The 11,832-nt window shown below is 69.4% G+C and carries 12 protein-coding genes; 6 read left to right on the top strand and 6 right to left on the bottom strand.

What is annotated here, in order from left to right; all coding sequences use genetic code 11:
- Positions 1 to 40: 40 nt before the first annotated feature.
- The 3 genes from OM960_RS00450 to rsmA all read left to right on the top strand — a co-directional run bounded on the left by OM960_RS00450 (position 41) and on the right by rsmA (position 3,264).
- On the top strand, positions 41 to 1,339 hold the full coding sequence (locus OM960_RS00450; RefSeq protein WP_264770717.1) for a peptidylprolyl isomerase: 1,299 nt from the start codon (positions 41 to 43) through the stop codon (positions 1,337 to 1,339).
- A 10-nt stretch (positions 1,340 to 1,349) separates the two neighbouring features.
- On the top strand, positions 1,350 to 2,333 hold the full coding sequence (gene pdxA, locus OM960_RS00445) for a 4-hydroxythreonine-4-phosphate dehydrogenase PdxA (RefSeq protein ID WP_264770716.1): 984 nt from the start codon (positions 1,350 to 1,352) through the stop codon (positions 2,331 to 2,333).
- 88 nt (positions 2,334 to 2,421) lie between these two features.
- Entirely contained in the window at positions 2,422 to 3,264 is an 843-nt protein-coding gene (rsmA, locus tag OM960_RS00440; protein ID WP_264770715.1) for a 16S rRNA (adenine(1518)-N(6)/adenine(1519)-N(6))-dimethyltransferase RsmA, read from the top strand.
- Between the two features lie 58 nt (positions 3,265 to 3,322).
- Here the strand turns inward: rsmA and OM960_RS00435 are convergent, their stop codons facing one another.
- The 6 genes from OM960_RS00435 to OM960_RS00410 all read right to left on the bottom strand — a co-directional run bounded on the left by OM960_RS00435 (position 3,323) and on the right by OM960_RS00410 (position 9,177).
- Positions 3,323 to 3,988: a DUF4167 domain-containing protein gene (locus OM960_RS00435; RefSeq protein ID WP_263332094.1), complete on the bottom strand. Its 666-nt coding sequence runs from the start codon at positions 3,986 to 3,988 to the stop codon at positions 3,323 to 3,325.
- Between the two features lie 250 nt (positions 3,989 to 4,238).
- Positions 4,239 to 5,066, bottom strand: a complete 828-nt coding sequence (gene prmC, locus OM960_RS00430; RefSeq protein ID WP_264770714.1) for a peptide chain release factor N(5)-glutamine methyltransferase — start codon at positions 5,064 to 5,066, stop codon at positions 4,239 to 4,241.
- 52 nt (positions 5,067 to 5,118) lie between these two features.
- Positions 5,119 to 6,174: a peptide chain release factor 1 gene (gene prfA / locus OM960_RS00425; RefSeq protein ID WP_264770713.1), complete on the bottom strand. Its 1,056-nt coding sequence runs from the start codon at positions 6,172 to 6,174 to the stop codon at positions 5,119 to 5,121.
- Between the two features lie 224 nt (positions 6,175 to 6,398).
- A complete protein-coding gene (locus OM960_RS00420) occupies positions 6,399 to 6,839 on the bottom strand; it encodes a DUF1499 domain-containing protein (RefSeq protein WP_264770712.1) in 441 nt (146 codons plus the stop codon).
- On the bottom strand, positions 6,836 to 7,801 hold the full coding sequence (speB, locus tag OM960_RS00415; RefSeq protein WP_264770711.1) for an agmatinase: 966 nt from the start codon (positions 7,799 to 7,801) through the stop codon (positions 6,836 to 6,838). The genes OM960_RS00420 and speB overlap by 4 nt, the downstream gene beginning before the upstream one ends.
- A 212-nt stretch (positions 7,802 to 8,013) precedes the next feature.
- Positions 8,014 to 9,177 (bottom strand): M20 aminoacylase family protein, encoded by a 1,164-nt coding sequence (locus OM960_RS00410; RefSeq protein ID WP_263332084.1) that lies wholly within the window; start codon positions 9,175 to 9,177, stop codon positions 8,014 to 8,016.
- Between the two features lie 64 nt (positions 9,178 to 9,241).
- Here OM960_RS00410 and mazG point away from each other — a divergent pair, with 64 nt between their 5' ends.
- The 3 genes from mazG (at position 9,242) to OM960_RS00395 (ending at position 11,830) form a co-directional block, all read left to right on the top strand.
- Positions 9,242 to 10,078, top strand: a complete 837-nt coding sequence (mazG, locus tag OM960_RS00405; protein WP_263332082.1) for a nucleoside triphosphate pyrophosphohydrolase — start codon at positions 9,242 to 9,244, stop codon at positions 10,076 to 10,078.
- Between the two features lie 151 nt (positions 10,079 to 10,229).
- Entirely contained in the window at positions 10,230 to 10,709 is a 480-nt protein-coding gene (locus tag OM960_RS00400) for a VOC family protein (protein ID WP_264770710.1), read from the top strand.
- A gap of 113 nt (positions 10,710 to 10,822) precedes the next feature.
- On the top strand, positions 10,823 to 11,830 hold the full coding sequence (locus OM960_RS00395; RefSeq protein WP_264770709.1) for a Fe(3+) ABC transporter substrate-binding protein: 1,008 nt from the start codon (positions 10,823 to 10,825) through the stop codon (positions 11,828 to 11,830).
- Positions 11,831 to 11,832 lie beyond the last annotated feature (2 nt).

Raw genomic sequence — 11,832 nt, 5'->3', positions numbered from 1 at the left:
GGAAATCGAAACGAAGAACAGAGCAGACGGACGACAGACGATGCGCTTCCCCTTCCTCCTCTCTCTCGCCCTCGCGGCGGCCACGACCACCGCGCTGCCGGCAATGGCGCAGGGCAGCCGGTTCTCGACGGCGGTGATCGTCAACGACTCCGCGGTCACCCAGTACGAGCTCGAGCAGCGAATCCGCTTCCTGCAGCTCCTGCGCGCGCCCGGCGATCCGGCGGTCGAGGCCGAGAAGGGCCTGATCGACGACCGGCTGCGCAGCCAGGCCGCCGAGGCCGCCGAAATCACCCTGACTGAGGAACAGATCGCCGCCGGCATGACCGAATTCGCCGCCCGCGCCAATCTCAGCGCCGAGGAGTTCGTCACGGCGATCGGCCAGGGCGGGGTCGCGCCCGAGACGTTCCGCGACTTCGTCAGCTCCGGCCTCGCGTGGCGCGAGGCGGTGCGCGCACGCTACGCAAAGCAGATCGTCATCTCCGACGCCGAGATCGACCGCGCGCTCTCGGTCGAAGCCGGCCGCGGCGCGGGCCCGCGCGTGCTCCTCTCCGAGATCCTGCTGCCGGTCCGCCCCGACACCTCCTTCGAGATCCGCCGCCTCGCGACCGAGCTCTCCGAGACGATCCGCTCCGAGGGTGATTTCGCCCGCGCCGCCCGCGCCCATTCCGCCGCGCCCTCGCGCGACCGCGGCGGCCAGATCGGCTGGATCCCCCTGACCAACCTGCCCGCGCAGATCCGCCCGGCCGTGGCGGGCCTCGCCCAGGGCCAGGTGAGCCCGCCGATCCCGCTCGGCGACGCCATCGCGATCTTCCGCATGCGCGGCACGAGCGAAGGGGGCGAGATCAAGCCGGCCAACATCACGGTCGATTATGCGCAGTACCTGATCCCCGGCGCCGGCACCGCCGATGCCCAGGCCGAGGCCGCGCGGATACGCGCCAAGGCCGACACCTGCGACGACCTCTACCGCGTGCTCCGCGGCGCCCCTGCCACCCAGCTGATCCGCGAGACGCGGCCCCTCGGCCAGGTGCCCGCCGACATCGCCTCCGCCCTCGCCGGGCTCGACGAGAACGAGGTCTCAACCGCCCTCACCCGCGGCAACGCGCAGGTCTTCCTGATGCTCTGCGACCGCGACGCGACCCTCGCCGATGGCGGCGCCCCGGTCGTCGACCCGGCCGCGATCGCCCCCGAGGGCGCCCCGGCCATCGATCCCGAGCTCGGCTTCGGCGCCGGCCCGAGCCGCGCCCAGATCCGCGAGGAGCTGACCAACCAGCGGCTCGGCAACCTCGCCGACGGCTATCTCGCCGAACTGCGCTCGGCCGCGATCATCCACCGGCCGTGACGCGGACCCGATGCAGGATCTGCCCATCGCGCTGAGCTGCGGCGAGCCTTCCGGCATCGGCCCCGAGATCGCCGTCAAGGCGCGGGCCGCGCTCGGCGCCTCGCTGCCCTTCTTCTGGATCGGTGACCCGGCGCACCTGCCGCCGGGCACCGGGCTTCAGGAGATCGCACATCCCGCCGAGGCACTCGCGGTGCCCGCCGGCCGGCTGCCGGTCCTCGCCCACGCCTTCCCCGAGGCGGCGCCGCCGGGCGCGCCCCGTCCCGCCAATGCCCGCGCCGTGATCGAGGTGATCGCGCGCGCCGTCACGCTGGTCACGCGCGGCGAGGCCGCCGCGCTCTGCACCGCGCCGATTCACAAGAAGGCACTGAAGGGCGGCGCGGGCTTCGCCTTTCCCGGCCATACCGAGTACCTCGCCGATCTCGCTGGCGGCGCGCGCGTCGTGATGATGCTCGCCTGCCCCGACCTGCGGGTCGTGCCCACGACGATCCACATCCCGCTCTCCGAGGTTCCCGCCCGGCTCACGCCGGCGCTTCTCGAGGAGACGATCCGCATCACCCATGCCGGCCTGATCCGCGATTTCGGCCTCGCCGCGCCGCGCCTCGCGGTGGCCGGCCTCAACCCCCATGCGGGCGAGGGCGGCGCGATGGGCGACGAGGAGACGCGCGTGATCGCGCCGGTGCTCGAGCGCCTCCGCGCCGAGGGCATCGCGGTTGCCGGTCCACTTCCCGCCGACACGATGTTCCACCCCGCCGCGCGGGCACGCTATGACGCGGCGATCTGCATGTATCACGACCAGGCGCTGATTCCGATCAAGACGCTCGATTTCGCCGGCGGCGTCAACGTGACGCTCGGCCTGCCCTTCATCCGCACCTCGCCCGATCACGGCACCGCCTTCGACATCGCCGGCCAGGGCGTCGCCGACCCGGCAAGCCTGATCGCCGCGCTGAAACTCGCGCGGGAGATGACCTGCGCCCGTCAGGCAGACCGCGCATGAGACCGTTCCAGCAGCCCCCGAATTTTCCGCGGAAATTCGCCGATTTTTCGCAGAAAAATCGCATCCCGAAAGCCGGAGGGAACGACACATGGCGGCACTAGACGGCCTGCCGCCGCTGCGCGAGGTGATCGCCACGCACGGGATCGCGGCCAAGAAGAACCTCGGCCAGAACTTCCTTCTGGACCTCAACCTGACGGCCAAGATCGCCCGCTGTGCCGGCGACCTGACGAAGTGCGACGTGCTCGAGGTCGGCCCCGGTCCCGGCGGTCTTACCCGGAGCCTTCTCGCCGAGGGCGCGCGCCGCGTCCTTGCCGTCGAGAAGGATGCCCGCTGCCTGCCCGCGCTGGCCGAGATCGCCGCAGCCTATCCCGGCCGGCTCGAGGTCATCAATGCCGACGCGCTCGAGATCGATCCGCTCGCCCATCTCACGCCACCGATCCGCATCGTCGCCAACCTGCCCTACAACGTCGGTACCGAGCTTCTGACCCGCTGGCTCACGCCGCCCGCCTGGCCACCGGTCTGGGACAGCCTGACGCTGATGTTCCAGAAGGAGGTGGCCGAACGGATCGTCGCCCAGCCCGGCTCCAAGGCCTACGGCCGACTCGCGCTCCTCGCCCAGTGGCTCACCGACGCCCGCATCGTGATGACCCTGCCGCCCGAGGCCTTCACCCCGCCGCCGAAGATCCACTCTGCCGTGGTCCACCTCACCGCGCTGCCCGCTCCGCGCTTCCCGGCCGATCCGAAGATCCTCAATCGGATCGTCGCGGCGGGCTTCAACCAGCGCCGAAAGATGCTCCGGGCCAGCCTGAAATCGGTGGCGCCGGGAATCGAGGCAAAGCTCGAGGCCGCCGGGATCGCGCCCACGGCGCGGGCCGAAGAGATATCGCTCGAAGCCTTCTGCCGCCTCGCGCGGCTGCTCGCGGAAGGCTGAACGCAAACGGCCCGAACCTTGAGGTCGGGCCGTTCGGGGTATTCCTTGAAAACCGAGGTTATTCGGCCACGTCGACCGGGTTCCCGTCGCCCGGCGTGTCGTCCTTCGCCTTGGGCTCGGCGGCGCGCTTCTCGCGCGGCTTGCGGGGCCCGCGTGACCCGCGGCCGGTCTTCTTCTCGGCCGCCGGAGCGGGTTCCTCGGTCGGCTGCGGCAGTTCGGGCATCATCGTCGCCGACGGCATGGCACGCGGGCTCGATTCCGGCGTCTCGACCAGACCCGGACCGTCATCCTCAGCCTCGTCGCGCGCCGTGGGCATCGGCCCCGAGCGGAACTCGCCCGCGTCGCGGCCGTTACGCTCCTCGTAGCGGGGCCGTTGGTTCTGGCGCTCGCCGCCATTGCCGCCCTGCCCCTGCCCGGGCTGGGCCGGACCGTTGCCGCCCTCGCCCTGCTGCTGGCGCTGCTCCTGCTCGCGGCTCATCTCGCGCTGCGCCTCGCCCAGCATGCGCGTGTAGTGCTCGGCATGCTGGAGGAAGTTCTGCTCGGCCACCCGGTCGTTCGAGAGCTGAGCGTCGCGCGCCAGCGTCAGGTACTTGTCGATGATCTGCTGCGGGGTGCCGCGGACCTTGCCCTCCGGGCCGGAGGAATCGAAGACCCGGTTGACGATGTTACCGAGCGAGCGTTGACGGTTCGATTTCGAACGCGAACGGGATTTGGATGATCTCATGTGCTTTCGTCTGTCCGAGCCAAAGGGCTTGTGAGCGGGCTTGCCCGGTTCCGCGTCCTGTGCCGGGACTGTCCGGCGTCGGCCTGCGGTTCCTGATCGTGCTGGGCGAAGCGGTCCGGGCGGCGCCAAACGCTCCACCCGTCACGGCTCCCTTAATGCATGATGTGCGGGCCTCGGCAAGCGGAATCTCGCGGCGCCGGCGGATTTCCACTATCGCTGCGGTAATCTTAGCGCAAAAAGCACCCCGATGTCACCTTTCGGCCACCACGACCCGGTCGCGGCCGTCGAGATCGGGCCGGACCGTCACCCTCGCGAACCCCGCCGCGCGGAACAGTTCCGCGACCGCCGGGCCCTGGCTCGCGCCGATCTCGACGATGACCGTTCCCCCGGGCACAAGATGCGCCGCCGCGCCGCCCGCGATCGCGCGGTAGGCGTCGAGCCCGTCGCCTCCAGGCGTGAGTGCCAGGTACGGCTCCCAGTCACGCACCTCGGGCGCAAGCCCGGCCATCTCGTCTGCGGCGATATAGGGCGGGTTCGAGACGATGAGGTCGAAGCGCCCCGTGACGCTCGCGAACCAGTCCGAGCGCAGGAACCGGGCGCGCTCCGCGAGCCCGAGCGCCTCGGCGTTGCCGCGCGCGACATCGAGCGCGGCCGGGCTCAGATCGGCGCCGAGCCCCTCGGCCTCCGGCCTTTCCGCCAGAAGCGTCAGGAGGATGCAGCCGGTTCCGGTGCCGAGGTCGAGGACAGTGCCGAAGCGCCGCTCCAGCGCCGCGGCGATCAGCGCCTCGGTTTCGGGGCGCGGATCGAGCGTGTCGCGCGTCACCCGGAAGCGCCGTCCGTAGAAATCGCGCCCGCCGGTGATCTGGCTCACCGGCTCGCGGGCGATCCGCCGCGCGACGGCCGCCTCGAACGCGGTGAGCGCGGCCGGGCCGACAGGGTCTGGCAGGATGAGGCTCACCCGCTCCGGTGCGATGCCGAGCGCATGGGCGAGGAGCCGGCGGGCATCGCGCGGCGCGCCCTCGATCCCCGCCGCGCCGAGCCGCCGCACGGCGGCGGCTAGCAGTTCCGACCCGGTCACCGGCGCGCCCTGCCGCCGATGTTCAGGGCCGCAGGCCCGAGAACGAGGCGTCTCACGCCTCCATCTCCGCAAGCTTCGCGGCCTGGTCCTCGGCGGTGAGCGCGTCGATTATCTCGGTCAGGTCGCCCTGCATCACCTGGTCGAGCCGGTAGAGCGTGAGGTTTATGCGGTGATCGGTCAGCCGGCCTTGCGGGAAGTTGTAGGTGCGGATCCGCTCGGAGCGGTCGCCGGAGCCGACCTGCGCCTTGCGCTCGGCGGCGCGGGCATCGTCCGCCCTGCCGCGTTCGAGGTCGTAGAGCCGGGCGCGCAGCACCGCCATCGCGTTGGCGCGGTTCTGGTGCTGGGACTTTTCCGATGAGGTGACGACGATGCCGGTCGGAAGGTGGGTGATCCTGACCGCGGAATCGGTGGTGTTGACGTGCTGGCCGCCCGCGCCGGAGGAGCGCATCGTGTCGATGCGGATGTCGGAGGCCGGGATCTCGATATCGACCTCCTCGGCCTCGGGCAGGACCGCGACGGTCGCGGCCGAGGTATGGATGCGGCCGCCCGATTCCGTTTCCGGCACGCGCTGGACCCGGTGGACGCCGGATTCGTACTTGAGCCGGGCGAAGACCCCCTCGCCCTCGATCCGCGCCATCGCCTCCTTGACGCCGCCGAGCTCGGTCTCGCTGAGTTCGAGCAGTTCGAAGCGCCAGCCCTGTGCCTCGGCGTGTTTCTGATACATCCGGAGGAGATCGCCGGCGAAGAGAGCGGCCTCCTCGCCGCCCGTCCCGGGCCGGATCTCGAGGATCGCGGGGCGGGCATCGGCGGCATCCTTGGGCAGGAGCGCGATCCGGAGCCTTGCCTCCATCTCGGGGATCCGCGCCTTGAGGGCCGGGATCTCGTCCTCGGCGAGCGCGCGCATCTCGGGGTCGGCGAGCATCGCCTCGGCCTGGTCGAGATCGTCGAGCGCCTGGCGGTAGGCGGCGATCTCGGCCGCGACCGGCTTCAGCTCGGAATATTCGCGGCTGAGCTGGGCGATCTCGGCGGGCGCGGCGCCGGCCGAGAGCTTGGCCTCGAGGAACTCGAAGCGGCGGGTGATCTGGGCGAGCTTGTCCAAGGGTACCATCGGTGCGGTTTCGCTCTTGTCCGGGCGTCGGTCAAGGGGGGAGCGGCCGGGGGTTTCACACCCCCGGGCCCCCGTGGGGTACTTCGGCAATGAAGAAGGCAGGCGGAAGGTGCCGGTCCTGCCGTCGCTCCGCTGTGTGTACGCATGTCGCATGGGATGGGTACGCGGGGCCGACGGGGCGTCGGGTAATGGAATGCGGCGGACCGGAAGATCTGATCACGACCCTAAGGCGTCGTTAACGCGGCGGTCCAGTCCTGGAGCCGGGCGGCATTGACGCCGAAGTCGTCGCGGCCGAAGCGTTGACGGGCGTGCAGCGTGAGCTCGACTTCAGATCCGTTTTGAACCGCCTGCGCCGTTGTGTAGTCGGGGAAGCCAAAGGCGGCGGACCGGGTGAGCCAGGTGATGCGGCCCTCCTCCGGGCTGCCGGCAAGGCGTGTCGTGCGCCTCGTGGCGCGCGCGATGGCATCGAGCCGGGCGAGGACCTCGGCGGGGCTCCGGCCAGGCAAGGTCAGGGCGCCGCGCGCGCCGCCCGGCTCTCCGGTCAGGGTGTCGGCGCCGGGCACGGCAGGATCGACATGCCAGCGCGCCGGGTCGGAGGGGGCGAGGCGAATCCACGCCAGGCCCGCTCCGACGAGAAGCGCAAGGAGGAGGAGCGCCAGCCTCACCCTTTGCGCTTCTGCCAGCAGTAGAGGCAGATCAGCTCATGCGCGACATGGGCGCCGGCGATCGCGGTGGCGCCCGTGGTGTCGTAGGCCGGCGAGACCTCGACGACATCGCCGCCGACGAGATTGATGCCGGCAAGGTCGCGCAGGATCGCCGCGACCTGCCACGAGGCGAGCCCGCCCCAGACCGGGGTGCCGGTGCCGGGCGCGAAGGCGGGGTCGAGGCAATCGATGTCGAAGGTGAGGTAGGTTGGGCGGTCGCCGATCACCGCCTTGATTTTCCTTGCGACTTCAGCCGCACCGGTCTCGTGCACCTCACGCGCGTCGATCACGTTCACGCCCATGAAGTCGTCGTTATGGGTGCGGATGCCGACCTGCACGCTGGTTCTGGGGTCGACGATGCCGGACTTGATCGCCTTGTAGAACATCGTGCCGTGGTCGATCCGCTCGAAATCCTCGTCGACCCAGGTGTCGGAATGGGCGTCGAAATGGAGAAGCGAGATCGGCCCGTACTTCTCGGCATAGGCCTTCAGGATCGGGAAGGTGATGTAGTGGTCGCCGCCGAGCGTTACACTGCCCGCACCGGCCGCGAGGATGCCGCGGATGTGCTCGGTGAGCGTGTCGGGGAAGGCCGAGACCTTGGCATAATCGAAGGCGAGGTCGCCGTAATCGACGATGTCGAACTCGTCGAGCGGCGAGTAGCCCCAGCCATAGGGCGGATCGCAGGGCTGAAGCGCGGAGGCCTCGCGGACCGCGCGCGGCCCGAACCTAGTGCCGGTGCGGTTGGTCACCGCCTGATCGAACGGCACCCCGGTGATCGCGAGGTCGACGCCGGTCAGGTCCTTGCTGTAGCGCCGCCGAAGGAAGCTCGTCGCGCCGCCGAACACATTCTCATAGGCGAGCCCGCGCCGCGTCTCGCTGGTGAAGGCCAGATCAACCTGGGTCCTTGCATCTGCCAATGCCATGGAACCATCTCCGTGAAGTTTCGGACATCGTTCGGGGCCGGAGATGTCGCCGATCCGGGTGCCCCATTTCGCGCCGAGACCGGTCGATTCGTCAAGATAATTTGATCAAATCCCAGGAAAGCTGAAACCCGAAGGTGCGGCGCCGCTGTCTTGGTGTCAGGTATTTCATATAATTTTCATATCGTTACGGCGCGATATGAAAGCCGGAAGATCTACCCGAGCGGCTGGGCGCGCTCCACCAGCCGGGCGAAGAAGCTCGCGCCATAGGGGGCGGCTTCGTCGTTGAACTCGTAGGCCGGGTGGTGCAGCCCCGCCCCCTTGCCCTGGCCGAGGAAGAGGTAGCAGCCGGGGCGCTTTTCGAGGAGGTAGGAGAAATCCTCCGCCCCCATCTCGCGTCCGCCCTCGGCCTCGACCGCCGCGGCGCCCGACACGTCGCGGGCGGTCTCGACCGCGAAGGCGGTCTGGTCGGGGGCGTTCACGGTCGCGGGGTAGCCGAGTTCGTAGTCGATCTCGGCCTGCACGCCATAGGCGGCGGCATGGCCGGCGACGATCTCCTCGAACCGCGTCTGGATCCGGGCCCGCACCTCGGGGCGGAAGCTGCGGATCGTCGCGCCGAACCAGGCGGTCTCGGGGATGATGTTCGAGGCGGTGCCGGCGTGGATCTCGGTCACCGAGACCACGACCTCGTCCAGGGGATCGATGTTGCGGCTGGCGATCGTCTGCAGCGCGCCGACCATGCCGACCAGCGCCGGGATCGGGTCGACGCATTCGTGCGGATAGGCGCCGTGGCCGCCCCTTCCGGTCAGTGTCACGCGGGCGGTATCGACCGAGGCCATGATCGGGCCCGGCGTGGTCACGAAATGGCCGAGTGGAACGGTCGGCGAGTTGTGGAGCGCATAGACCTCGCCGATGCCGAAGCGTTCGAGGATGCCCTCCTTCACCATGACCTCGCCGCCGCCGCCATCCTCCTCGGCGGGCTGGAAGATCAGCGCGACGCGGCCGCGGAAGCGGCGGGTCTCGGCAAGGTACTTGGCCGCGCCGAGGAGCATCGCGGTATGGCCGTCATGGCCGCAGGCATGCATGACGCCGGGCACTTCCGAGGCGTGTTCGACGCCGGTCGCCTCGGTGATCGGCAGCGCGTCCATGTCGGCCCTGAGACCGATCACCGGCCCCTCGCCCTCGCCGTCGATCAGCGCGACGATCCCGGTCTCGGCGATCCCCTCGTGGATCTCGTCGACGCCGAACTCGCGCAGCTTCGCGGCGACGAAGGCCGCGGTCTTGTGGCAGGCGAAGCGCAGCTCCGGGTGGCGGTGCAGTTGGCGGCGCCATTCCGCCATCTCGGGGGCGTAGGCGGCGATGCGGTTGAGGACGGCCATGTGGACTCTCGGGCGCTATTGCGAATACTGCGCCCCAGATGACCGCAAAATCCCGGAGCACGCAATGACCCTCGACCGCCACGCCTCGGACCGCCTGATCCACGATCCCGAGGGCGGGCTGCCGCGGCTTCTGGAGATCATGGCGCGGCTCAGGGATCCCGCGACCGGCTGTCCCTGGGACATCGAGCAGGATTTTACGACCATCGCGCCCTACACGATCGAGGAGGCCTACGAGGTCGCCGACGCGATCGAGCGCGAGGCCTGGGGCGAGTTGCGAGGCGAGCTGGGCGACCTGCTGCTGCAGACGGTCTATCACGCGCAGATGGCCTCCGAGGCCGGGCATTTCGGGTTCGCCGAGGTAATCCGCGCGATCTCCGACAAGATGGTCGCGCGCCACCCCCATGTCTTCGGCGACGAAAGCCGCGACAAGAGTGCCGAGGACCAGACCCGCGACTGGGAGCGGATGAAGGCGGCCGAACGCGCGGGCGCGGCGGCGCGCGGCACGCTGGATGGTATCGCGATGGGGCTGCCGGCGCTGACGCGGGCGGTGAAGCTGCAGAACCGCGCCGCGCGCGTCGGCTTCGACTGGCCCTCGACCGCCGAGGTCGTCGACAAGATTACCGAGGAGGCGCGCGAGCTGCAGGAGGCCCGCGCCACGATGACGGAGACCGAGATATTCGAGGAGTTCGGCGATCTTCTCTTCGTGATCGCCAATCTCGCGCGGCATCTCAGGATCGACCCGGAGGCGGCGCTCCGGGCCGCCAACGCCAAGTTCACCCGGCGCTTCGCCTCGATCGAATCCGCGCTCGCCCACCGGGGCAAGCGCCCTGAAGAGTCCGACCTCGCCGAGATGGACGCGCTCTGGGACGAGGCGAAACGGCTGGAGAAGGCGGCGAAATAGCCGGCTGCCCGACGGCTCTCGGTCTCCGCACCCAGCCGGCCTCGGCAATCGCTTGCGGCACGCAGGGCTGAGCCGGTATCGTTGATCCCGGCACGGGGCGGTGCCGGCGTTTCCGGTCCCCGAGCCAGCGCTCGCTAAACGGGGATCGCACATGCCAACCGCCAAGACCACGATCTGCCTCTGGTACGACAGGGACGCGGAGGAAGCGGCTCGCTTCTATGCGGCGACGTTCCCCGAGAGTTCGGTCGGCGCGGTCTTCCGCGCGCCCTCCGACTATCCGTCGGGCAAGGCGGGCGACGTGCTGACGGTCGAATTCACGGTCCTCGGCCTCCCCTGCCTCGGCCTCAACGGCGGTCCGGCCTTCTGCCACTCCGAAGCCTTCTCGTTCCAGATCACCACCGACGACCAGGCGGAAACCGACCGCTATTGGAACGCGATCATCGGCAACGGCGGGCAGGAAAGCGCCTGCGGCTGGTGCAAGGACCGCTGGGGGATCTCGTGGCAGATCACGCCGCGCGTCCTGACCGGAGCGCTGGCGGCCGGCGGCGAGGCCGCGAAACGCGCCTTCGACGCGATGATGACGATGACCCGGATCGACGTCGCCGCGATCGAGGCCGCCGTTCGCGGCTGAAATTGCCGGGGATGACGCCTGCGGCCAAATAGGCGACCAGTTTAATCAGGTATTGACGCGCCCCTGCAGGTCGGGAATAAGGACGCCAGAATATCTGACCAAAGGAGTCGACTATGTCCCTGCGGACACCGCTTTTCGCCCTTTCGCTCGCCGCTCTCGCCGGACCTGCGCTCGCCGAAGAAGTCAACGTCTACTCGTCGCGCCAGCCGGAACTGGTGCAACCGCTCTTCGACGCCTTCACCGCCGAGACCGGCATCGCCGTCAATGTCGCCCATGTCGACAAGGGCCTGGTCGAGCGGCTATCGAGCGAGGGCGACCGCAGCCCGGCCGACCTCGTGATGACCGTCGACATCGCCAAGCTCTCGCAGGTGGTCGAGGCGGGCGTGACCCAGCCGGTCTCCTCCGAAGTGCTCGCCGCCAACATCCCGGCGGAGTTCCGCGACCCCGGCAACCAGTGGTTCGGGCTCACGACCCGCGCCCGCATCGTCTATGCCTCGAAGGAGCGCGTGGCCGATGGCGAGGTGACGACCTACGAGGATCTCGCGGACCCGAAATGGCAGGGCCGGATCTGCACCCGTCCGGGGACGCACGATTACAACCTCGGCCTGATGGCGGCGATGATCGAGCATCACGGCGCCGAATATGCCAAGAAATGGGCCACGGGCCTGCGCGCCAACCTCGCCCGCAAGCCCGAGGGCAACGATCGGGCGCAGGTGAAGTCGATCTGGGCCGGCGAATGCGACATCTCGCTTGGCAATACCTATTACATGGGCGCGATGCTGAGCGATCCCGAGCAGGTCGAATGGGCCAACTCGGTGCGCATCGTCTACCCGGTGTTCGAAGGCGACGGCACCCATATGAACGTCTCGGGCGTGGCGATGACCAAGTCGGCGCCGAACCATGACGCGGCGCTGAAACTGATGGAGTTCCTGTCGTCCGACGAGGCGCAGAAGATCTATGCCGGGCTCAACCACGAATTCCCGGTCAAGCCGGGCGTGGCGCGGTCGGAAGTGGTCGCAAGCTGGGGCGAGTTCACTCCGGACAGCCTCAACCTCATGGATGTCGCGAAGTCGCGGCCCGAGGCGCTGAAGCTGATGGAAGAAGTGAACTTCGACGGCTAATC

The sequence above is a fragment of the Defluviimonas salinarum genome (assembly GCF_026013545.1).
Classification (GTDB): Bacteria; Pseudomonadota; Alphaproteobacteria; order Rhodobacterales; family Rhodobacteraceae; genus Albidovulum; species Albidovulum salinarum.
The sequence above is the reverse complement of the archived record's forward strand: the minus strand, read 5'-3'. Positions and strand labels throughout refer to the sequence as shown.